The organism is Devosia sp. (assembly GCF_028290625.1).
Lineage (GTDB): Bacteria > Pseudomonadota > Alphaproteobacteria > Rhizobiales > Devosiaceae > Devosia.
In genome coordinates this window covers 22903-43673 of the sequence record NZ_JAQGJM010000014.1, presented here as the reverse complement: position 1 = coordinate 43673, position 20771 = coordinate 22903, and the positions used below count along the sequence as shown (strand labels likewise).

Annotated in this window: 21 protein-coding genes; 10 read left to right on the top strand and 11 right to left on the bottom strand. The window is 64.4% G+C overall.

Features of this window, described 5'->3' with window-relative positions; all coding sequences use genetic code 11:
* The first annotated feature begins 46 nt into the window (after nucleotides 1–46).
* The 5 genes from JWR51_RS07740 (at nucleotide 47) to JWR51_RS07720 (ending at nucleotide 4852) form a co-directional block, all read left to right on the top strand.
* Nucleotides 47–1414: an ankyrin repeat domain-containing protein gene (locus JWR51_RS07740; RefSeq protein WP_299745933.1), complete on the top strand. Its 1368-nt coding sequence runs from the start codon at nucleotides 47–49 to the stop codon at nucleotides 1412–1414.
* Between the two features lie 48 nt (nucleotides 1415–1462).
* Nucleotides 1463–2437 carry an FAD:protein FMN transferase gene (locus tag JWR51_RS07735; RefSeq protein WP_299745931.1) on the top strand — a complete coding sequence of 325 codons (975 nt, stop codon included), beginning with the start codon at nucleotides 1463–1465 and terminating at the stop codon, nucleotides 2435–2437.
* Nucleotides 2438–2633: 196 nt separating this feature from the next.
* On the top strand, nucleotides 2634–2783 hold the full coding sequence (locus JWR51_RS07730) for a hypothetical protein (protein WP_299745928.1): 150 nt from the start codon (nucleotides 2634–2636) through the stop codon (nucleotides 2781–2783).
* Between the two features lie 18 nt (nucleotides 2784–2801).
* On the top strand, nucleotides 2802–3902 hold the full coding sequence (locus JWR51_RS07725; RefSeq protein ID WP_299745925.1) for an LLM class flavin-dependent oxidoreductase: 1101 nt from the start codon (nucleotides 2802–2804) through the stop codon (nucleotides 3900–3902).
* On the top strand, nucleotides 3899–4852 hold the full coding sequence (locus tag JWR51_RS07720) for an amidohydrolase family protein (RefSeq protein WP_299745922.1): 954 nt from the start codon (nucleotides 3899–3901) through the stop codon (nucleotides 4850–4852). The genes JWR51_RS07725 and JWR51_RS07720 overlap by 4 nt, the downstream gene beginning before the upstream one ends.
* Here the strand turns inward: JWR51_RS07720 and JWR51_RS07715 are convergent.
* From JWR51_RS07715 to JWR51_RS07690, 6 genes are all read right to left on the bottom strand, one after another.
* Nucleotides 4849–5919 (bottom strand): LLM class flavin-dependent oxidoreductase, encoded by a 1071-nt coding sequence (locus JWR51_RS07715; RefSeq protein ID WP_299745919.1) that lies wholly within the window; start codon nucleotides 5917–5919, stop codon nucleotides 4849–4851. The genes JWR51_RS07720 and JWR51_RS07715 overlap by 4 nt on opposite strands.
* Nucleotides 5916–7289 (bottom strand): LLM class flavin-dependent oxidoreductase, encoded by a 1374-nt coding sequence (locus JWR51_RS07710; RefSeq protein WP_299745916.1) that lies wholly within the window; start codon nucleotides 7287–7289, stop codon nucleotides 5916–5918. The genes JWR51_RS07715 and JWR51_RS07710 overlap by 4 nt, the downstream gene beginning before the upstream one ends.
* 24 nt (nucleotides 7290–7313) lie before the next feature.
* The gene (locus JWR51_RS07705; protein ID WP_299745914.1) at nucleotides 7314–8036 is read right to left on the bottom strand and encodes an ABC transporter ATP-binding protein; all 723 of its coding nucleotides are present in this window, start codon (nucleotides 8034–8036) and stop codon (nucleotides 7314–7316) included.
* Entirely contained in the window at nucleotides 8012–8887 is an 876-nt protein-coding gene (locus tag JWR51_RS07700) for an ABC transporter permease (RefSeq protein WP_299745911.1), read from the bottom strand. Before JWR51_RS07700 ends, JWR51_RS07705 begins: the two co-directional genes overlap by 25 nt.
* 126 nt (nucleotides 8888–9013) lie before the next feature.
* A complete protein-coding gene (locus tag JWR51_RS07695) occupies nucleotides 9014–10048 on the bottom strand; it encodes an ABC transporter substrate-binding protein (protein ID WP_299745908.1) in 1035 nt (344 codons plus the stop codon).
* Nucleotides 10049–10196: 148 nt separating this feature from the next.
* Nucleotides 10197–11123 carry a LysR family transcriptional regulator gene (locus JWR51_RS07690; RefSeq protein ID WP_299745905.1) on the bottom strand — a complete coding sequence of 309 codons (927 nt, stop codon included), beginning with the start codon at nucleotides 11121–11123 and terminating at the stop codon, nucleotides 10197–10199.
* A 123-nt stretch (nucleotides 11124–11246) separates the two neighbouring features.
* Between JWR51_RS07690 and JWR51_RS07685 the strand changes: the two genes are divergently transcribed.
* From JWR51_RS07685 to JWR51_RS07665, 5 genes are all read left to right on the top strand, one after another.
* Complete coding sequence (locus tag JWR51_RS07685) at nucleotides 11247–12212, top strand: MBL fold metallo-hydrolase (protein ID WP_299745902.1); 966 nt, start codon at nucleotides 11247–11249, stop codon at nucleotides 12210–12212.
* Between the two features lie 64 nt (nucleotides 12213–12276).
* Nucleotides 12277–12960, top strand: coding sequence for a glutathione S-transferase N-terminal domain-containing protein (locus tag JWR51_RS07680; RefSeq protein WP_299745899.1), 684 nt, complete (start codon nucleotides 12277–12279; stop codon nucleotides 12958–12960).
* Nucleotides 12961–13324: 364 nt separating this feature from the next.
* Nucleotides 13325–14269, top strand: coding sequence for a tripartite tricarboxylate transporter substrate-binding protein (locus tag JWR51_RS07675; RefSeq protein ID WP_299745896.1), 945 nt, complete (start codon nucleotides 13325–13327; stop codon nucleotides 14267–14269).
* Nucleotides 14266–14751, top strand: coding sequence for a tripartite tricarboxylate transporter TctB family protein (locus JWR51_RS07670; protein ID WP_299745893.1), 486 nt, complete (start codon nucleotides 14266–14268; stop codon nucleotides 14749–14751). The genes JWR51_RS07675 and JWR51_RS07670 overlap by 4 nt, the downstream gene beginning before the upstream one ends.
* 15 nt (nucleotides 14752–14766) lie before the next feature.
* Nucleotides 14767–16314, top strand: a complete 1548-nt coding sequence (locus JWR51_RS07665) for a tripartite tricarboxylate transporter permease (protein ID WP_299745890.1) — start codon at nucleotides 14767–14769, stop codon at nucleotides 16312–16314.
* A 162-nt stretch (nucleotides 16315–16476) separates the two neighbouring features.
* Here JWR51_RS07665 and JWR51_RS07660 read toward each other — a convergent pair whose 3' ends face one another.
* The 5 genes from JWR51_RS07660 to JWR51_RS07640 form a co-directional block, all read right to left on the bottom strand.
* A complete protein-coding gene (locus JWR51_RS07660; protein WP_299745888.1) occupies nucleotides 16477–17910 on the bottom strand; it encodes a sensor histidine kinase in 1434 nt (477 codons plus the stop codon).
* Nucleotides 17907–19001, bottom strand: coding sequence for an ABC transporter substrate-binding protein (locus JWR51_RS07655; RefSeq protein ID WP_299745885.1), 1095 nt, complete (start codon nucleotides 18999–19001; stop codon nucleotides 17907–17909). The genes JWR51_RS07660 and JWR51_RS07655 overlap by 4 nt, the downstream gene beginning before the upstream one ends.
* Nucleotides 18994–19665, bottom strand: coding sequence for a response regulator transcription factor (locus JWR51_RS07650; protein WP_299745882.1), 672 nt, complete (start codon nucleotides 19663–19665; stop codon nucleotides 18994–18996). Before JWR51_RS07650 ends, JWR51_RS07655 begins: the two co-directional genes overlap by 8 nt.
* Before the next feature lie 139 nt (nucleotides 19666–19804).
* Nucleotides 19805–20011 carry a hypothetical protein gene (locus JWR51_RS07645; protein ID WP_299745879.1) on the bottom strand — a complete coding sequence of 69 codons (207 nt, stop codon included), beginning with the start codon at nucleotides 20009–20011 and terminating at the stop codon, nucleotides 19805–19807.
* Nucleotides 20008–20748 (bottom strand): COG4280 domain-containing protein, encoded by a 741-nt coding sequence (locus JWR51_RS07640; protein WP_299745876.1) that lies wholly within the window; start codon nucleotides 20746–20748, stop codon nucleotides 20008–20010. Before JWR51_RS07640 ends, JWR51_RS07645 begins: the two co-directional genes overlap by 4 nt.
* Nucleotides 20749–20771 lie beyond the last annotated feature (23 nt).

Here is a 20771-nt window from a genome sequence, read left to right as displayed (position 1 = left end):
TCAACGGCACCGCAGAGGGCGGGCCGCAACCAAGGGGGATAATCCCATGACGAACCTCAAGACCCTGCTCGGCGCCATCGTGCTGAGCGCCGGCCTGATGACCAGTGTGGCCGCTTTTGCCGCCGACAACGTGCTGGTCGACGCCGAATGGTGGAAAACCGCCACGCTCGCCGACGTTGCCGCGGCAATCGGTGGCGGCGCCGACGTCAATGAAGTCGATTCCGATGCCTATACGCCCCTGCACATGGCCGCGCGCCAGGGCGTCGACGGCGATGTCATCAAGGCGCTGGTCGATGCCGGCGCCAATGTGAACTTCGTCGGCCACGACGCGCGCGTGCCCCTGTTCTATGCGCTGGGCAGCGGCTCGCTTGAAACCGCCAATGCCTTCTTCGCCTATAATCCCGACCTGAACGTCAAGGACGAGTCGGGCAATACGCTGCTGACCTACACGGCACGCGCCACCAAGAGCACCGAACTGATGGACCTCCTCATCGCGAAGGGCCTCGACCTGCAGGCGCTCAACATCAACGAGGCGAACGCCGCATTGGCCGCCGCCGAACGCAATCCCAACCTCAACGTCGTTGAATACGTCGTGGGCCTCGGCGTCGATCCGCTGCTGGTGGATAATCGCGGCTGGAATGGCGTGCTCAACGCCTCGTTCCGCAACCCCAACCTCGATGTGCTGAAATTCTTCGAAGCCAAGGGCGCCGCTGTCGACGCCGTTGCCAAGGATGGCCGCAACGCCGCCCTGATCGCCTCCGAGCGCAACACGCTTGAAGTGCTCGAATATGTCGTCGGCAAGGGCGTGGACGTGAAGGCTGTCGATGCCAAGGGCCGCAATGCCCTTAACATCGCCGCCACCATGAACAAGCCCGACGTGATCGAGTACCTGGTTGCCCAGGGTGTCGACGTCAACGCGGCTGATGCCGAAGGCAAGACCGCGCTGATCCATGCGGCCGAAAGCAACAGCCTCGACGCCGTCAAGGCGCTGATCGCTGCCGGTGCCGACGCCAAGGTTGCCGATGCCGATGGTAATACCGCGGTCATCGCCGCCGCCGCCCGCGAAGAGGACACGCTGCCCGTGCTCGAAGCGCTGGTTGCGGCCGGTGGCGATATCAAGGCCGCCAATGCCGATGGCGCCACCACGCTCATTGCCGCCGCTGGCTCGAACCAGAGCGTCGACGTGCTCAAGTACCTCGTCGACGCCGGTGTCGATGTGAATGCGGTCGATGGCGAAAAGCTGTCGGCACTGCTGCATGCCGCCTCCAAGGCCAAGGACACCGCCGCGATCGAGTTCCTGATCGCCAGCAAGGCCGACAAGTCGCTTGCCGACGATTTCGGTGATACCGCTGCCGATTACGTGGCGGACAACGAAGCCCTCGCCGGCACCAACGCCGCCGACCTGCTGAAGTAAGCTCTGACGAGGCGACCTCCGGGTCGCCTCGTTTCCCAAGGATTGTGCATGACGATCTGGCGACGACTGCTTGGACTGAGGCGCCGACCAGCCGCGCCACCACGATTGGTGACATTCGGCGGCGACACCATGGGCACGCGCTACAGCGTCAAGATCGTCGCACCTGCGGAGTTGATCGCGGCGATCGAGATAGAGGCACACGCTGCCGTCGCCGCAGTCGACGCGCAAATGTCGACCTGGAAGCCGCAGTCCGATCTCAGCCGGTTCAACGCAAGCGAGCCGGGAAATTGGTTTTCGGTGTCGCCCGATCTAGCCAAGGTCGTTGCCCTTGGTCTCGAAATCAGCTCTTTTACGGATGGCGCCTTCGACATGTGCGTCGGCAGCGCCGTCAACCATTGGGGTTTTGGCCCCGACGCCGCACCGGTCAACGTCCTGGCGCCCCCGACCGCTCTGCCGGGTTTCGGCAGCATCGCGGTTCGGCTCGATCCGCCCGCATTGCGCAAATCCGCGCCCGTCTATCTTGACCCGTCCGGCATCGCCAAGGGTTTCGGCGTCGATGCGATTGCCACGGTGCTCGAGCGGCACGGCATCCCCGCCTACATGATCGAGATCGACGGCGAACTACGGGCCAAGGGCACGAGGCCCGACGGCACGCCATGGCGCGTCGGCATCAGCCAGCCGGAACCGGGTGCAACGGGCGTCCATCATATCCTTGCCCTGTCCACGACCGCGATGGCCACATCTGGCGACTATCGCCGCTATTTCGACGTGGCGGGCCAGCGCTATTCCCACACCATCGACCCACGCACGGGTCGCCCGACAACCAGCACGGTGGCCTCGGTCACCGTGGCGGACGCCGATTGCGCCCGCGCCGACGCGCTGGCCACGGCCCTGCTGGTGCTTGGCGCGGAGAAGGGCCCCGAAATGGCCCAGCGTCTCAAGCTCGATGCCCTCTTTCTGATCCGCCATGAAGGCGGGCTCATTGAAAAGATGACGGGCCGTTTCGATCGGTTCTTTGGCTGAACCGCGACGTGATCAGAGCCGACACACCACCAACCATGGAGCGTGCCTGCTGCGGTCTTCATCCATCTTTGGTCTTCCGTCGAAAGAATTTCTCCGTCTCGCCTGTTCCCCGGAACGGCGAGACAGGATCGTCGGGGAAAACGCAATCGACAATCTCTATTGATTGAGTAGACTTAGATCACTTCAGAGGTGATCTATGACTTTCGTCGAGCCTGCCAACCCACGTATGGCGATCAATCCGCGCCGAACCCGGCATCGCCGGACCATCGACGTGCTCGCCCTGGCCGGCACCAGCCTGGCTTTCCTGTTCGTTCTCGCCATCGCCTTTGGCGCCATCGGCGCCTAAGCGCCAGAGGAGACCAGCATGGCATCCGAGTTCATCGGCCATACCTCGAACCGCGAAGGTTCTGACATCGTTCCGGCTTCGGGGCCGGTCATCGACAAGGCCTATATCCGCAGCCACGTGCAGGCAGCGGAGGCGGCGGGCATAGACCGGCTGTTGATCGGCCAGTTCGCGCAATGGCCGGATAATAACCAGATCGCCGCTTATGTGTTCAGCCAGACCGAACGTATCGGCGCTCTGCTCGCCCATCGGCCCGGCCTGATGACGCCGACTTTGGGCGCGTGCCAACTGGCGACGCTGGACCAGTTTTCCGAAGGTCGCGTCTGGGTTCACATCATCACCGGCGGCTCCGATGCCGATCAGGTCCGCGACGGCGATTTCGAGGATCACGATACGCGCTACGCCCGCACCGACGAGTATATCGAGGTGCTCAAGAAGGTCTGGGAAAGCGATGCCCCGTTCGACCACCAGGGCCGCTTCTACAAATTCCAGGGCGCTTTCAGCCAGGTCAAACCGTTTCAGAAGCCGCGCATTCCGATTTCGTTCGGCGGCTCTTCCGACGCAGCCATCATGGTGGCCGGCAAGCATGCCGATATCTATGCGCTCTGGGGCGAGCCGCTCGACGGCGCGCGCGAGACCATCGCCAAGGTCCGCGCCGCTGCCGCAGCCAATGGCCGTTCGCCCGACGCCGTAAAGTACACCATTGCCTTCCGCACCATCGTCGCCGAGACCGAGGACCAGGCTTGGTCCGACGCCGCCGATATCCTTGAGAAGGTGAAGGCCGGCGTTGCGCGACAGGCCGGCGGCAATGGGGAGAAATTGCCCTCCAACACCGGGTCGGTTCGCCTGCGCGAGGCCGCCAAACGCGGCAAGGTGCTCGACAAGCGGCTCTGGACCGAGGTGGCTGAAGCCAGCGGCGCGGGCGGCAATTCCACCGCCTTGGTCGGCACGCCCGAACAGGTCGCCGAGGCCATCCTCGATTATTACGACGCCGGAATTTCCAATTTCCTCGTCCGCGGCTTCTACCCAACCCAGGACACCGTGGCCTATGGCCGCGATGTTGTTCCGCTGGTCAAAGCTGGAATTGCCGAACGTGAAGCGCGAAAGGTTGCTGCAGAATGAGCGCCCCCCTCGATATCGTCGATGTCCACATGCACCTTTGGCCGCCGGCCTGGGGGCCGGGTGGCAAATATGCCAAGCCGGCCGGCTCGTTTGCGCCGGAGATTTACCGCAAGATCACGACGCCCGCGGCGCTGGTCGATGAGTTCAAGGCGGCCGGTGTCTCGCTCGCCGTGGTCACCGCCACGATCGAGAGCCTGTTCGGCGCCGAAGGCCCCGTGGATTTCGCCGCCATCGCCGAGGCCAATGATTGGCTGGCCGAACTTGCCGCCGCCGAACCATCGCTTGCAAGCTTTGGCGTGACCGACGTGTTTGGCGGTGAGCAGGGCGCTCGCGAAGCTGAGCGTGCCATCGTCGAACTGGGCCTGTCTGGCCTCGTCATCGATTCTTCGCGCGGTGGCAAATTCCTGGCCGATCCGTCAGCCCGTCCCACGCTGGAAGTGGCCGCCCGTCATCGCGTGCCGGTCTTCGTGCATCCGGTCGCCCATCCCAATTCCGATGTGCTGATTGCCGGCGCCGGCATGCTCGGCAATTCACTGGGCCGCGGGTTGATGAATGGCGTCGCGTTCCTGTCGATTATCCAGTCGTCCATTCTGACCGAACTGCCCGACCTGCAGCTGATTTTCGCCACGCTCGGTCTGGGCGGCATCGTGCAGGCGGCGCGCGGCGGCATTTATGGACGTGCCGAACGCCAGCAGCAGCCACGGCCGAACATCTATTTCGACACCATGGGCGCTGATCCGGCGATCGTGCGTACGCTGGTTGGCTTTTTCGGTGCCGAGCGGGTTGTGGCCGGCACCGACTGGCCGATCCTGCCGGCGCTGAGCCAGAGCAGTCTGGCCGCCAGTCTTGCCGAAGCCGGCCTGAACGAGGCCGAGCAACGCCTCGTGGCGGGCGGCAACGCGCGACGGCTGCTGGGTCTGCGCTTCGCTGATGGGGCCAGTAGCGGTTAGCTGCGCAGCAGCGGCAGCAATTGATCGCCTTGCCGCTTGATCTCGGCCAGGTAGGGTGTGTCGGAGAGCACGAAGTGCGTGATGCCCAGCGCCTCGTATTTGCGCAGTGATCGCGCAACATCCTCGGCCGAACCGACCAGCCAGGTGGTGCCGGCACCGCCGCCGCCGAACTTGCCCGGCGCGGTATAGAGATTGTCGTCGAGCACATCGCCCTGGTTTTGCAGATCGAGCAGCCGCTGCTGACCCACCGCGATTACCCGCTTGTGGTCGTTCCAACCCGCACCCTGGCCCTTGGCCATTTCGGCCACCTTGGCTTCGGCATCAGCCCAAGCCTGTTCCGTGGTATCGCGCACCAGCGTGGTGATCCGCAGCCCGAATTGCAGTGGCGGTAGGTCGCGATCCAGCGTCTCGCTCAAGGCCTTGAGGCGCGCGATGCGCTCGCGAACACCGTCAAGCGGTTCGCCCCAGAAGAGCTGTACATCGGCTTCGGTGGCGGAAACCTGCTCGGCCGCTTCCGATGCGCCGCCGAAATAGAGCCGGGGATGCCGGCGGTCGCCGCGCACCACGATGGGCGGCACCACGGTGGAATCGGTGACGCCGAAATGCTCGCCCGCCGAGGTCACATTTTTCTCGGTCCAAAGCCGGCGCACCAGCCGCATGAACTCCTTGGTGCGGGCATAGCGGTGGGCCTGGTCGCCCTCACTGTCGCCATAGGCCGCGAGGTTATCCTTGCCCGAGACGATGTTGATGCGGACGCGACCGCCGCTCAGATGGTCTAGCGTTGCCGCCGCGGAGGCGAAATGCGCCGGACGCCAATAGCCGGGACGGATCGCGATCAGCGGCTCGAACGTGGTGGTGCGCGCAGCCAGCGCGGTCGCCACCGTGAATGTGTCGGGCCGGCCCCAGCCGGTGCCGAGCAGGGCGCCGGTCCAGCCGTGATCTTCGAGCGCTTTGGCGTGGCTGGTCAGCGTGTCGAAACTGTTGTGGTTTTCGCTCGTAGCGTCGCCGCGGTGGCCGGGCTCCACCACATTGGGGATGTACCAGAGGAATTCGGAATTGGTGCTCATGCCGTGGCTTCGCGCTCCGCGTCGGCTCGATTGCGCTCGACAAAGCTGTTGCCGGGGCGCTTGAGGCCCAGGTTTTCGCGCAGCGTCCGCCCTTCATATTCGGTGCGGAACAAGCCGCGCTTTTGCAGGATCGGCACCACCTGGTCGACGAAATCGGTGAGCGCGGTGGGTAGCACCGGCGGCATGATGTTGAAGGCATCGGCCCCGCCATTGTCGAACCACAGCTGCATGGCGTCGGCAACCTGTTCGGGCGTGCCGACCACGGTGCGGTGGCCGCGCGCCGTAGCGACGGCGAGATAGAATTGCCGCAGGGTCAGGTCATTGCGCGACACCAGGTCGCTGACCAGTTTCAGCCGGCTCTTGTTGAGCTCGGTGCTTTGGGGCAGGGGCGGCGCGATATCATCCAGCGAGTAGCCAGACAGGTCCATGCCCTGATAGTGCCGCTTGAGGATGTTCCAGGCCACGGAGGGATGCACCAGCGACTGGATGTAGTCGTAATTGTCCTGTGCCTCTTTCTCGGTGCCGCCCAATACCGGGAAGATACCAGGCGCCACCAGCACATCGCCAGCCTCGCGGCCATAGCGGCCCAGCCGGCTCTTGATGTCGCCGTAGAATTCCTGGGCATCCTCCAGGGTCTGGTTGGCGGTGAAGATCATTTCGGCCGTGCGCGCCGCCAGTTCGCGGCCGGCCTCGGAGGCGCCGGCCTGCACGATGACCGGATAGCCCTGGATCGGCCGACCGACGTTGAGCGGTCCGGCAACGGTGAAGTGCGCGCCCTTGTGGTTGAGCTGGTGCACCTTGTCGGGGTCGACATAGATGCCGCTTTCCTTGTCGCGGATGAAGGCGTCGTCCTCGTAGGAATCCCACAGGCCCTTGACCAGATCGACAAATTCCTCGGCCCGCGCATAGCGATCGGCATGGGCCGGGTGGCCGGGGATGGAGAAGTTCTTGGAGACATCGGAGCCCGTCGTCACCACGTTCCAGCCGGCGCGGCCCTTGGAGATGTAGTCGAGGGACGCGAAGCGCCGGGCCAGCAGATAAGGGTCCTCGTATGTGGTCGAGGCGGTGGAGACGAAGCCGATATGCTGGGTCACCTGGGACAGCGCTGCCCACAGTGTCACCGGCTCGAAATGGGCGCCGGTGCTCTGGCGGCGGATGGCTTCGACATCCTTGCCGCGCTCCCAGCCGGCCGGGCTATCGGCGACGAAGACGAGGTCGAACAGCCCGCGTTCGGCGGTCTGCGCCAGCTCGCGGTAATGATCGATATTGAGCCCGGCGTCGGCCTGGGAATCGGGGTGACGCCAGGCGGCCACGTGATGACCGGTGGCCATGATGAAGGCGCCAAGGCGCATCTTGCGGGTATTGCTCATGACAAATGCCTCTTCCGATAAGGTTCAGTGGACGCCAAGTCGCGCAAGCAGGTCGGCCCGGATGCGGGCGAATTGCGGATCGCCATGGTCGCGCGGCTCAGGCAGTTCGATGGCGATGTCGGAGATGATGCGGCCCTCTTCGAGCACCAGCACCCGGTCGGCCAGGCTGATCGCCTCGTCGACATCGTGCGTCACCAGCAGCACCGCCGGTTGATGCCGGGCGCAGAGCTGACGCAGCAGGTCGTGCATCCGCAAGCGGGTCAGGGCGTCGAGTGCTCCGAACGGTTCGTCCGCCAAAAGTAGCGCCGGATCGCGTACCAGCGAGCGGGCCAGGGCGACGCGCTGCTGTTCGCCGCCGGAGAGCTCCACCGGCCAGGCAGTCTCGCGGCCGGCAAGACCCACTTCGGCCAGCGCGGAGGTGCCGCGGGCGGCTGCACCGGCGTCCGAAAGGCCCAGGATCACATTGTCGAGCACTCGTTTCCACGGCAGGAGCCTGGCGTCCTGGAACACTACCGACTTGTTCACTGGCGCTTCCAGCCGGCCGGTGCCGACCACGTCGTGGTCGAGATCGGCGAGTGCCCGCAGCAGGGTGCTCTTGCCCGAGCCGCTGCGGCCGAGCAGCGCGACGAACTCGCCGCGCCTTATGTCGAGATCGATGCCGTCCAATACGGTGCGGCCATTGAAGCCGCGAACCAGGTCGCGGATGGCGACGGCGTTGTCGGTCAGTCGGCTAGCGTGCGGCGCCATGACAGGGTCCTCTTCGCAATCAGTTTGACGATGCCATCGGAGGCCAGGCCCAGGATGGCGTAGACCACGAGGCCCACCAGGATGATGCTGGTCTGCCCATAGGTGCGCGCCAACTCGATCATGTAGCCGAGCCCGCTGGTGGCGTTGATCTGTTCCACCACGACCAGCGACAGATAGGCGGCGGTAACGGCGAAGCGCAGGCCGAGCAGGAAGCCGGGCAGGGCGCCCGGAAGCACCACCTGCCGGATGAATTCGGTGTGACCCATGCGCAGGGTTTCGGCCAGTTCGACGTAACGGTTGTCGATGCTGCGCAAGCCGTTGTGGGTGTGGATATAGATGGGAATGATGACGCTGAGGGTGATGACGGTGACCTTCATGCCCTCGCCGATACCGAACCACAGGATCAGTAGTGGAATGAGCGCGAGGGTCGGCACGGCGCGCTTGATCTGGATCGGCCCGTCGATGATCGCTTCGCCCCAGCGCGACAGTCCCGAGACCAGCGCCAGTACCGTGCCGATGACAATGCCGAAAGCCAGGCCCTGAATGGCGCGCCAGGCCGAGGTGATGAGGTTGGACTGCAGCCGGCCGTCCGCAATCAGATCGACCGCGGTTACCCCCACCGTCCACGGCGCGGAAAGCGTGCGCTGGTCGATGAAGCCTGTTGCCGATCCTAGGGTCCAGAAGGCGATCAGTAGCGCCGGCCCGAGCAGGCCCGCATAGGGGATTTCCTTGCCGGGGCCGAGCCGCCGGGAGCGGGCGCGCTGGTCGACGAGTGCGCCTGACGCAATGGGTTTGCGGGCTATTCTGGCGGTCTTTGGGGCCGTACCCGTATCGGCATAGAATGCACTCATGGCTGAACCTCCTCTGGTTTTAGAGTAAGCGGCGAAAAGGTGGGAACCGGCTTTTCGCCTAAAAGCTTGCGACAACAAGGATCTAGAGTGGGCGATTTGATGCGATCAAATCGCCCACTCTAGGTGTCAGGGCGCTTTCAGCGCGTCGGCGGCGATATGCTCGAAGCGGCGGTCGAAATTCAGTTCCGCATCGAACACCGGATTGCCGGTGGCGGCCGCGAGCAGTTCAATCGTACCCTGATGGCGCTTGATCACGTCGTCCCAGCTCTCGGGGATGTCGTATTCACCAGCGAGATCGACGAGATACTGCCCGTCCTCAGGCGTCAGCCCCTGGTCGGCGACGTAGTATTTGGCGATCCATTCCTCGGGATGCTCGTAGATCCATTTCTGCGCCAGCGCCCAGACCCGCACATATTGTGCCAGCGCCGCGGCCTTGGCCGGATCGTCCAGCACCCATTGCGGCGCATAAAGGTGGCCTGGATCGTCACGTAGCCCGTGCTTGATGGTTGTCGCGCCGTCCGCGCCGTACTGGGCTAGATAGCGCTTGATATAGACCCCGCCGATCGGGGCCACATCGATCTGCTTGCTGGCGAGGGATACGGGATAGACGTCGCCGGTGCTCGGCAGTTCGATAAGCTGGACGTCGTCCTTGGTCAGGCCCGCGGCTTGCAGCGCTCGCAGCACCAGCACGCCCTGGGCCTGCCCGGGTGAGTAAGCGATCTTTTTGCCCCGGAAATCTGCCAAGGTCTTGACCTCGACGCCCGGGGCTATGCCGAACTCGTAGATCGGATGATCGAGGAAATCCTTGCGGAATTTGGACGCGATGATGCGCACGCGCAGGTTGGTCCACGTCGCGTGGATTGCCGGGATTTCCGCCACCGAACTTACGTCAAGCGCCTGGGCCCGGAACGCCTCGGTCGATTGCGGCCCGCCGCTGATATTGGCCCATTCGACCTTGAAGGTGAGCTGGTCGATCAGCCCCGAAATTTCCAGGGCCTTCTGGGTTTGCGGATCGCCCACCCGCAGGACAGTGCCCTCGGGCACGGTTTGGAGCAATGGGGCCGGCGCAGGCTGGGCGATAGCTGGCTGCAACGCCGCCGATGCGAGCAGAGCAAGCAGCGCGGCCGGCACGATGCGACGAAGTCGGAGAGTAAGTTTCATCAGGTGACACGTCCCGTTCAAAAGCGACGGTCAACATTCACCTGTTTAGTCCACTTAATCTATAGACATTAAAGATATAGATTGTCGAATTCGGCCCCTGTGCCGTAGTGCGGGTTCTACAGTTCACCCGCTGAAGGAAAAAACCTGGTCATGACGCTTCCGCAATGGCCCGCTCCCAATAGGGCGGTGATCCGAATGCTTTGCGTAGATGGGCGACAAATAGCCTGACTTTGGCGGTGTGCGAGCGGCCCGGCATGTGGATCGCATGCACGGATGCGGCCTGCCTGGCTGGTTGGGCAGCATTGGGCAATATTTCGACCAGCTGCCCCGCGGCAATGGCATCGCTCACCAGCCAACTGGCAAAGTGCACGATCCCGAGGCCAGCCACCGCGGCCTGGATCAGCGCGCCAGTGTCATCGGAGCGGAACGATCCGTGTACGGACAGCGCCTGCTCGCGATTGACCCCGGAAAAAATCCACCATCCCGTAGGATTACGCTGCGATGCCACGGTGAGGCATTGGTGGTTGAGTAGGTCGGTGACCTGCTCGGGACGACCGGCGCTGGCCAGATAATCGGGGCTCGCGCACAGCATCCGCCGTACTGGCGCAATCGATGTCGCCACCAGATCGCTATCCGGCAACACCCCGAGACGGATCGCCACATCCACCCGATGCTCGGACAGGTCCACGATCTCGTCGCCGGTATGCAACTCGACTTCCAGCAAGGGGTACTGTTTCAGAAAGCTGATTACCGCAGGCGCAACGTGTTGACGGCCGAACATGGCCGGCGCCGTCACCGTCAAAACCCCGCGTGGCTCGCCGTCCAGCGCCGCGAGCCCGTCCCTGGCATCCGCCATTTCCGCCAGAATATGCAGAGCCCGTGGCAAAAACTGCTGTCCGGCATCGGTCAGCGTCAGCCGGCGGGAGCTGCGGTTGAACAACCTGGCCTGGAGCTCTCCCTCCAGGAGTTCGATACGGCGCGTTATGGTCGAAACGGCAATGCCTTGAGCCTTTGCCACGCCGGAAAAGCTGCCGGCCTCTGCCACCGCGGCAAATGTCATCAAGGTTTCCAGCATCGGCTATCCTTTGCGTAATTCGCAAAATGTCTTTGCTTTCTAGATGATTGTTCAACATCACGCAATTGGTGACATTGGCCGGGCACATCGAGCCGCCCGTTGGCGGTTCCCGGAGATTTGACAATGCCCCGCCAATCCACCCGACTTTCCTTCGCCGCGCTGGCTCTCGCGAGCATTACGCTCGCCACCGCCCCGAGCTTTGCTGCCGGCCCGCTGCAGACGACCTCGGCCCCCGGCTACTACCGCATCATGGTCGGCGCCTATGAAGTCACCGCGCTTTCAGATGGCACCGTCGACCTTCCCGTCGATCAGTTGCTGACCAATATCACCCCCGATGCCGTCAAAGCCGATCTGGCCGCTTCGTTTGAAACGACACCGCTGGAAACCTCCGACAATGCATTTCTGATCAATACCGGCGACAAACTGATCCTGGTCGATAGCGGCGCTGGCGGCCTTTTCGGACCAACGCTGGGGAAGCTTTTGTCCAATCTGGAGGCTTCAGGCTACCGGCCGGGCCAAGTCGATGAAGTGCTTCTCACGCACCTGCATCCTGACCACGTCGGCGGTCTTGTGGCCGAGGGCAAAGCTGCCTTCCCCAATGCCACAGTCTATGCCGCCAAGGCCGATGCCGACTATTGGCTGAGCCAGGCCAATCTCGACGCCGCTCCTGACGAGCAGAAAGGCTTTTTCCAGGGCGCTATCGCCTCGCTTCAGCCTTACGTTGACGCCGGACGCTTGCAGACCTTCGAGGGGTCCGCCGAGATCGCGCCAGGCGTGCATTCGATGGCCTTGCCTGGCCATACCGCCGGCCATAGCGGCTATCTGGTGGAAAGCGAGGGTCAGAGTCTGCTGATCTGGGGCGATGTGGTCCATGTCGAAGCCATCCAGTTCGCCCATCCGGACGTCACCATCGGGTTTGATAGCGACGCCGGAGAAGCTGCCGGCGAGCGGGCCAAGGCGTTCGCCGATGTGGTCGAGCACGGCTATCTCGTCGCCGGCGCCCATTTGTCCTTCCCCGGTCTCGGTCACGTCCGCAAACAGGGCGACGCCTATCAGTGGGTACCGGCCAACTATTCGGTCATGCGCTAGTCCCGCCGCAAACCTCCGGCCGCCGCGGCGGCCGATCCCCCCATTCGCACTCGAAGGCTTTGCCATGCTCAAATTCTACTATCACCCCACTCCGAATTCGATGAAAGTCGCGCTGTTGCTCGAAGAACTCGGCCTGCAATACGAGGCCATTTCGGTCGACATCTTCAAGGGCGAACGGCACGATCCCGCCTTCCGTCAGATCAACCCCAATGGCAAGGTCCCGGCCATCGTCGATGACGGCATTGCCGTCTTCGACTCCCATGCCATCCTGCTATATCTGGCGCAAAAGCACGGGCGGTTTCTGCCGGCCGATATTGCCGCAAACGCCGCCGCTCTATCCTGGCTGCAGTTCGTGGCGACTGGCCTGTCGCCGTTCTCGGGCCAGGCGGTGCACTTCCTCCATTACGCGCCCGAGGTGCTGCCCTACGCGCAAAACCGTTACGTCAGGGAAGTCGAACGGCACTATCAGGTCCTAGACGATCATCTGGCGGCGTCTAAATTTCTGGCCGGCGCCGACTATTCCGTCGCCGACATGGCCCTGTGGGGCTGGGCCAATTCCGCCGGCTTCATCCTCGGCGACAAGGGCCTGACCGATTATCCGAAACTCAAGGACTTCGTCGACCGCGTCGCCGCGCGTCCGGCCATGGCCGGCGTCGTCGCCTTGCGAACCAAGCATCAGTTCAAGAGCGAACTCGACGCCGAGTCCCGCAAGGCGATGTTCCCGCAAAACTCAACCATTGCGGTCTGATATCCAACTCCTGCTGGCCGGTCACCTGGCCAGCAGGATGACACTTGATCTGTCGCGATCCGCGGCGGCATGAGTGCCCGCCAGGCGCTGGAGACGTTCGGGGTTTTCTGATCGGATCGAATCGATCCCCGGCCGCCGCTGCTTGGAGCGACCGCTGCGGGCATCGGGCCCGACGTCGATTGCAGCATCGCTGCGGCGGGCGTACAAATTGCCAGATGCGGGCTGCCAACGCGGCGGTTCGCATGGAACTGCGCCTACGGAGACGGGGAAGGATCGCTCCCAAGGCGCCACGACAGGACCATGACAGGTAAGCGCTCTAGGGTGCTCGCCGGACGCAACGACGTCAAACTCATTGGGAGGTTCTATGAATAAGCTGTTTCTCGCGGCGCTGGTTTCCGGCGCCCTGGCGTTTCCCGCCTATGCAACCGACTACACCATCATGGCACCGGCGGCTCCTGGCGGCGGCTGGGACTCGACGGCGCGCACCATGCAGGAAGCGCTGCAGGCCGACGCCATCTCGCCCAGCGTACAGGTGACCAATGTCGCCGGCGCCGGCGGCACGATCGGGCTGGCCCAGTTCGTCAGCCAGGCCAATGGCGATCCGAGCCAGTTGATGGTCACCGGCTATGTGATGGTCGGCGCGATCCTCGCCAACCAGTCCCCGATCAGCCTTGCCGACGTGACCCCGATTGCCCGCCTCACCGCCGAGGCCGACGTCATCGTCGTTCCCGCCAATTCCCCGATCAAGACGCTCGATGATCTGGTCGCCCAGCTCAAGGCCAATACCGGCGCGGTGTCCTGGGCCGGCGGTTCGGCCGGCGGCGCTGACCACATCGCTGCGGGCCTCATCGTCAAGGCCGTCGGCCTCGACCCAACGCAGGTCAACTACATCGCCTATTCGGGCGGCGGCGAGGCTTTGGCCGCGATCCTGGGCGGCCAGGTCACGGTCGGCATTTCCGGCGCCAGCGAATTCCTGCCCCAGGTCGATGCCGGCGCGCTACGCGTGATCGCTGTTACCGGTGAAAACCGCATCGCCGGCTATGACGCTCCAACCCTCAAGGAAGGCGGCGTCGACGTCGCCATGGAAAACTGGCGCATGGTTGCGGCAGCCCCCGGCATCACCGCCGAGCAGAAGGCCGCGATCTCGGGCGATATCGAAAAGATGGTCAATGGCCCGGCCTGGCAGGCAGCGCTGACCACCCGTGGCTGGACCAATGCCTATCTCAGCGGTGACGCTTTCGATACGCAATTGCAGGCCGATATCGCTGCCACCAGCGGCATCCTGAAAGAAATCGGCTTGGTGCAATGAGCACTGGCGATTCCAGCCTGAAGCGCCGCCCCGATGGGGCGGCGCTTGTCATCGCAGCGGTGCTGGCGGCAATTGCCGCCATCGTCGTTTGGCAAACCATGCAGATGCGGGTGATGCCGATCCAGGCCAAGATCGGCCCGACGGTGTTCCCCTATATCATCGCCGGCGGCCTTGCCGTGCTGGCGGTGGGCACGGCCATTTCGGCTTTTCGCGGCAGTTTTCCGGAACGGACGCCGGACAATTATCGCCCCATGCTGTGGATCGTGGGCGGATTGGTGGCGCAGATGCTGCTGCTGTCCACGGCCGGATTTTCTATCGCCACCGGCCTGCTGTTCGCGCTGACGGCCAAGGGCTTTGGCCGTGGGCCGCTGTGGCAGACCGTGCCGATCGGCGTGGTCTTTGCCTTTGTCATCTGGTTCATCTTCTCGCACGGCCTGCAGCTGTCGCTGCCCAAAGGTCCGCTCGAGCGTCTCATTCCCTGATCGGAAAGCGGCACCATGGATACCTTCGGATTGCTCCTGCAGGGCATGCAGGGCGCGTTGCAGTGGCAGAACCTGATCTATGGGTTCATCGGCGTGACCCTGGGCACCGCCGTCGGCGTGCTGCCCGGCATTGGGCCGGCGCTGACCGTGGCCCTGCTGCTGCCGGTAACCTATCGGCTCGATCCGACCGGATCGCTGATCATGTTCGCCGGCATTTATTACGGCGGCATGTATGGGGGCTCGACCACCTCGATCCTGCTCAATACGCCGGGCGAAAGTGCCTCGATCGTCACCGCGCTCGAGGGCAACAAGATGGCCCGCGCGGGGCGGGGCGGTCCGGCGCTGGCAACCGCGGCCATCGGCTCGTTCGTCGCCGGCCTGATCGCCACGCTGGCGCTGGCTTTCGTCGCGCCCTGGATGGTCAAGGTCGCCCTGTCGTTCGGGCCGGCGGACTATTTTGCGCTGATGGTGCTGGCCTTCATCACCGTCTCGGCAGCGTTCGGCAATAGCGCCCTGCGCGGCATCACCGCCTTGTTCATCGGGCTGGGCCTGGGCGTGATCGGCATCGATCTGCAAAGCGGGCAGGCGCGGCTGGCCTTTGGGGTGCCCGACCTGCTCGACGGCATAGAGGTGACCACGCTGGCGGTGGCGCTGTTCGCCATCGGCGAAACGCTGTCCATCGCCGCCACGCCCAACCAGATCAAGGAAGAGGTGCTGGCGGTCAAGGGCTCGGTGTGGATGACGGCGCAGGACTGGAAGCGCTCCTGGGGCGCCTGGCTGCGCGGCACGCTGATCGGCTTTCCGGTCGGCGCCATGCCGGCGGGCGGCGCCGAGATCGGCACCTTCTTCTCCTATGGGGCGGAAAAGCGGCTGTCCAAGCATCCCGAGGAATTCGGACACGGCGCCATCGAGGGCGTGGCCGGGCCGGAAGCGGCCAACAATGCATCGGCGGCCGGCACGCTGGTGCCGCTGCTGACGCTGGGCCTGCCCACCTCGGCGACCGCAGCCATCATGCTGGCCGGTTTCCAGCAGTTCGGCCTGCAACCGGGGCCGCTGCTGTTCGCCAACAACGCGCCGCTGGTGTGGTCGCTGATCGCGAGCCTGCTGGTGGCCAATTTCATGCTGCTGGTGCTGAACCTGCCGCTGATCGGCATCTGGGTGCGCCTGCTGTCCATTCCCAAGCCGTGGCTCTATGGCGGCATCCTGGTATTCGCCACGCTCGGCACGATCGGCGCCAATGGCGCCATGTCGGGGCGGCTGGGGCCAATTCCGTTCTCGTTCGAACTCGGCCTGCTGCTGCTGTTCGGGCTGCTCGGCTATGTGCTGCGGCGTTTCGACTATCCGATTGCGCCCGTCGTCGTCGGGCTGATCCTGGGGCCGATGGCGGAGCAGCAATTGCGCCGGGCGCTGGCCATCAGCCAGGGCGATCCGATCATCCTGGTGCATTCGCCCTACGCCATTGTGCTCTATTCAATCGCCGCGATAGCGCTGATCCTGCCGATCATCCTGCGCATGCGGGGCCGGGGCCAGATGCTCGGTCAACTGGCGGCCAACGAGGATTGATCTTTCCCACCTCTCCCTCGAAAGGGCAGAATAGAACCCGTGGCGTCGGGCAGGAAACGTCCCACCCACCGACCTTCCCGCGGACTTGATCCGCGGGCCCCTGGCAGCTCGGCACATGTGGAGAAAGGCCCACGGGTCAACCGCGGGGGGAGGTGAAGCGCCCTAGCTCAGTCTCTTCCCGGCGTCGGCCAGTAATTTGTTGACGGCGCTGCGGCCTACGACCGGCAGTTCGATCAACACATCCAATCCGCCACCGGGACGATCCTGCAGCGCCAGCGAGCCGCCATGGGCTTCGGTCACGCGCTTGACGATCGACAGGCCAAGGCCCGATCCCACCTTGGCAGCGCTATTGGCGCCCCGCTTGAACCGCTCCTGGACCATATCCTTATCGTCATCGGCAATGCCCGGCCCGCGGTCGGCGATCGACAGGGACAGGCGTGCCATTCTGACCGACGCCGTGATCTCGATGGGTCCATCGGAATAGACCAGCGCGTTATCCACGACATTGCGCAGCATTTCGCGCAGCGCGAGGCGATCGCCGCGGATTTCGGCGTCAGAGCCGTCGCTGTCGATCGCGACACGGACGCGGCGGGCCTGCTCAGGATCGAGGCGCTGCAAGACATCGTCCAGGATGGCCGAAAACGGCGTGGTATCGGTCTCCTCATTGTCGAGGCGATGGGAGATCGTGGCGTCCATCAGCAGTTGCGAGACCAGTTGGCTGGCCTGCACCGCCCCGAGGTGGATTTTCGAGATCCGGCGCCGCAGCGCTTCGGGGTCTCGCTCATCCATGGCGACCTCGGCCTGGGCGCGCAGCGAGGCCAGGGGCGTGCGCACCTCATGAGCCGCCTCCGCGACGAGCCCGGTAACCCGGTCCACCGCATTGCCCAGGCGCGTCATGAAGGCGTTGAGGGCTGCGACGAGATGGCTGACTTCGATCGGCACAGGGATGTCGAGCGGCGAGAGATCGTGCGGCGCCCGGCCGCGCAGTTCGGTTTCCAACTGCTGGAGCGGCGCGAACATGCGGCCAATGCCATACCAGACCAGCGCCACCGCCAGCAGCGTCAGGGCAATGACGGGGATGATGGCGTTGCGCAGGATTTCGGCGGCCAGCGCGTCGCGCTCGTTGCGGGTTTCTGCAACGCGAATGGTCACCCAGCCGGTGGCGCTGGCCGAGGAAACCAGGCGGCCGAGGCTGACGACGCGAACGGCCTCGTCATGGAACACGGCATCGATGAATTCGGGTTCGGCCGAATGCGTTTCGGGTAGGTCGTCGGTGAGGTCGCTATAACCGGTGACCGGCTTTCCGCTTGGGTCCTCGATGACATAAAACACGCGGTCGCGGCCGGAAAACATGGCGAAGGAGGCGAACGGCATTTCCACGATCACCGCGTCGCCCTCGAGCTGGACGGCGCCCGCTATGGTCAGCGCCGAAGCCGTCAGCAGCCGGTCGAAGGCCTGGTTGGAGGCGCGCTGGGCATAGTCCCAGATGAAGACGATGAGCACCATGGCGGCGACCGGCAGGAGCAGCAGCGCCAGGGTCAGGATGCGGCGGCGGATCGAGAATGTGCCGAGGCCGGCAGTGGCGGCGCCGCTCATGGCTTTTCCAGCGGCACAGTGGCGCTACCGGGCGCAACGATTTCGCGCCAGGTGGCGAGAAAGCGGTCGCGGCGCTGCTGGTCGAGCGAGACCAAAAGGCTGGGGCCAATGGCGATCGGCTGCAGTGCGCCCCGGCCGCGCGCCGAGATGGTGGCGCTGGTGAAGCCATCGGGGAAGGCGCCGGCCAGCGCGCCCAGCGCCGTGGGGCCTGCGGCGATCGCCTGCCCGGCGGGCGACAGGGCAAAATCCACGAAGGCCTTGCCCAGGTCGGCTCGCGGCGCCGAACGGGGAATGAGCATGGAGCGGGTCAGCACCAGCACATAATCGTCGGGCACCACGACCTGGATATTCTGGCTCTCCGCGCGCCGCGCGAAGGCATAGGAGCCGAGCACGTTATAGGCGAGGGCCAGTTCCCCCGAGTCGACGGCGTCGAGAATGCGCGGGCTGGAGCCGCTCAGGCGCACTTTGGCGCGTCCGAAGGCGCTGGCGAGGCGCCAGAAGTTGGAGGAAATGAACTGGTCGTTCGCCGCCAGCAGGTAGCCGACGCCGCTTTCGCCGATGTCGTAGGTGGCGATCTTGCCGGCGAAGCGCGCCGTCTGCGTTTCCAGCAGTTCGGCCAGGCCAAGATGAGTACGCGGCACGTCCTCGGCCGAAATCAGGGCCGGATTATAGACGATTACGGCCGGCTCGAAGGTGAACCCGAAAACCTCGTTGCGCCACCGCGCCCAGGTGGGCAGGGCATCGAGCCAGGGAGAGTCATAGGCCAGCGCGTAGCCGTCATTGGCGAGCTTCATCTGCAGGTCGGCGGCGGACGACACGATCAGGTCGGGATCGAGCGCCAGCGTCCCCGCGACCAGTCCCTGAAACAGCGGCAGCGTATCGGTCTCGTCATAGACCACCGCGATATCGGCATGCTCGCGCTGAAAACCCTCGATGAAATGGCGGAACAAGGGTTCGTCCGTCGTGCCCACGATGGTCAGGGTGGCGGAAGGCTGGCCGTTGGGAGCGGGGTAGGTGCTGGCCGCCATGACGGGGGCAACAGAGAGCATCGCGATGACAATGGCACCGCGCCACAGGCGGGCGCTATCCATGGCGATTGATCGCCTTGTAGCCAACGCCGCGCGCCGTGCTGATCTCCAGTTCCGCATCGCCCAGTTTGCGGCGCAGGCGCGAGATGTAGAGTTCCAGCGCATTGGTGGATACGTCGTTGTCGAGATTGAACAGCTGGTTCATCAGGCGCTCCTTCGGCACCACCCGGCCGAGGCTGGATACCAGGATTTCCAGCAGCCGGAATTCGCGCCGGCCGATCTCGATGGCCTTGCCGTCGATGGTGACGACGCGCCCGGCGACATCGATGGCGACATTGCCCACATTGACGATGCTGCTGGTCATCCCTCCAGTCCGACGCATCAGGGCGCGCAGCCGTGCCTCCAGCTCGCGCAGGTCGAAGGGTTTTACGAGATAATCGTCAGCGCCAAGGTCGAGCAGGCTGACCTTGTCGTCGATTTCGGAGCGGGCGGTCATGACCAGGATGGGGGCATCGAACCCCGCCTTGCGCAGCAGGTTGATCAGCTCGAAACCGCTGCGGTTGGGCAGCATCAGATCGAGCGCCATCGCGTCGAAATTCTCTCCGCGCACCGCGGGCAGCACGTCGTTGCCATCCTTGACCCAGGTCACGGCGTGCCCGGCCTGGGTGAGCCGGCTTTCGACGGCGTCGCCCAGGTCGTCGTTGTCCTCGACGAGCAGTATCTGCATTTCCGACCTCCCGGCGACGGCGCTTTGGCTCTGCCGCTGACCGAGATTATCGCCTTATGCCGCCAGAGTGTCAGTGTTCTTTAGCATGGTGTCGAGGGGCAGGGGCGGGCCGCGTTCGGCCCATCCACAGGCGCTGCCTTCAGCGGCGTGCCGCGCGCAGGACGCTGGCGGTGAGGATCACGATGCAGCCGAGGGCCAGCGCGATGCCGCCCCATAGGCCCGGAAATCCGAGCCAGAGCACGGCGGCGGTGACGATGGCGATGAGCACTACGGACCACAGGGCCAGGCTGCCGTCATCGATGAACATGCCGATCAGTTCTTCGGCGGCGATGCGCAGGAATTTCATTGAACTGCTCCCTTGGCGCGGGTCTGGTGCGCGGCTTGCAGGATTACCCAGGAGGCGATGGCAAAGACGGCGAAGATGGCAAGCAAGGCGAGGTCCGCGCCCGGCCACTCGGCGCCAAGGCCCTCACCGGTCCAGAACACGCCAAAGCTGGTCAGCATCAGGCCGACGACGAATTTGAGGGTGTTTTCGGGTACCTGCGACAGTGGCTTGTGCAAAGCGAGGCCAATGGCCATCACCACGACAACGGCGGCGAGTGCGCCCAGGCCCGCATAAAGCGTCAGCCCGCGCGTAGTGCCGACGGCAATGACAATGAAGATCACCTCGATGCCTTCGAGCAGCACGGCCTTGAAGGCGGCGAGCCCAGCCAGGTAGTTGGCGCGGCGATCGCTTGCCTGTTGGGCCAGAGCGGCGGTTTCGGCGGCGAAGGCTTTCTCCTCGTCATGCAGGGCGATGACGCCGGTGGAGCGCAGGATGGCCTTGCGCAGCCATCGCATGCCGAACAGGATCAGCAGCACGCCGACCACGAACTGCACATAGGCGATGGGGATCAGCGCCAGCAACGGCCCGAACACCAGCACCAGCGCGATCAGCACCAGCAGGGCCAGCCCCGTGCCGATAAAGGCGGGACGCCAGCCGCGGGTCAGGCCGACAGCGAGGACGATGGTGAATGCCTCCACCACTTCCACGAAGGAAGCGAGGAAGGCGGCGGTCACCGTGGAAAAGACGGTAGCGGTCATGCAAAATTCCGATCCATGCGTGA

Bases quoted from the DNA above. Each gene is read 5' to 3' on its own strand.
- JWR51_RS07700 (WP_299745911.1), bottom strand. From the start codon at position 8,887: ATGAGTGCATTCTATGCCGATACGGGTACGGCCCCAAAGACCGCCAGA.
- JWR51_RS07695 (WP_299745908.1), bottom strand. From the start codon at position 10,048: ATGAAACTTACTCTCCGACTTCGTCGCATCGTGCCGGCCGCGCTGCTT.
- JWR51_RS07665 (WP_299745890.1), top strand. From the start codon at position 14,767: ATGGATACCTTCGGATTGCTCCTGCAGGGCATGCAGGGCGCGTTGCAG.
- JWR51_RS07670 (WP_299745893.1), top strand. From the start codon at position 14,266: ATGAGCACTGGCGATTCCAGCCTGAAGCGCCGCCCCGATGGGGCGGCG.
- JWR51_RS07655 (WP_299745885.1), bottom strand. From the start codon at position 19,001: ATGGATAGCGCCCGCCTGTGGCGCGGTGCCATTGTCATCGCGATGCTC.
- JWR51_RS07735 (WP_299745931.1), top strand. From the start codon at position 1,463: ATGACGATCTGGCGACGACTGCTTGGACTGAGGCGCCGACCAGCCGCG.
- JWR51_RS07705 (WP_299745914.1), bottom strand. From the start codon at position 8,036: ATGGCGCCGCACGCTAGCCGACTGACCGACAACGCCGTCGCCATCCGC.
- JWR51_RS07650 (WP_299745882.1), bottom strand. From the start codon at position 19,665: ATGCAGATACTGCTCGTCGAGGACAACGACGACCTGGGCGACGCCGTC.
- JWR51_RS07725 (WP_299745925.1), top strand. From the start codon at position 2,802: ATGGCATCCGAGTTCATCGGCCATACCTCGAACCGCGAAGGTTCTGAC.
- JWR51_RS07720 (WP_299745922.1), top strand. From the start codon at position 3,899: ATGAGCGCCCCCCTCGATATCGTCGATGTCCACATGCACCTTTGGCCG.
- JWR51_RS07710 (WP_299745916.1), bottom strand. From the start codon at position 7,289: ATGAGCAATACCCGCAAGATGCGCCTTGGCGCCTTCATCATGGCCACC.
- JWR51_RS07680 (WP_299745899.1), top strand. From the start codon at position 12,277: ATGCTCAAATTCTACTATCACCCCACTCCGAATTCGATGAAAGTCGCG.
- JWR51_RS07640 (WP_299745876.1), bottom strand. From the start codon at position 20,748: ATGACCGCTACCGTCTTTTCCACGGTGACCGCCGCCTTCCTCGCTTCC.
- JWR51_RS07740 (WP_299745933.1), top strand. From the start codon at position 47: ATGACGAACCTCAAGACCCTGCTCGGCGCCATCGTGCTGAGCGCCGGC.
- JWR51_RS07685 (WP_299745902.1), top strand. From the start codon at position 11,247: ATGCCCCGCCAATCCACCCGACTTTCCTTCGCCGCGCTGGCTCTCGCG.
- JWR51_RS07645 (WP_299745879.1), bottom strand. From the start codon at position 20,011: ATGAAATTCCTGCGCATCGCCGCCGAAGAACTGATCGGCATGTTCATC.
- JWR51_RS07690 (WP_299745905.1), bottom strand. From the start codon at position 11,123: ATGCTGGAAACCTTGATGACATTTGCCGCGGTGGCAGAGGCCGGCAGC.
- JWR51_RS07675 (WP_299745896.1), top strand. From the start codon at position 13,325: ATGAATAAGCTGTTTCTCGCGGCGCTGGTTTCCGGCGCCCTGGCGTTT.
- JWR51_RS07715 (WP_299745919.1), bottom strand. From the start codon at position 5,919: ATGAGCACCAATTCCGAATTCCTCTGGTACATCCCCAATGTGGTGGAG.
- JWR51_RS07660 (WP_299745888.1), bottom strand. From the start codon at position 17,910: ATGAGCGGCGCCGCCACTGCCGGCCTCGGCACATTCTCGATCCGCCGC.
- JWR51_RS07730 (WP_299745928.1), top strand. From the start codon at position 2,634: ATGACTTTCGTCGAGCCTGCCAACCCACGTATGGCGATCAATCCGCGC.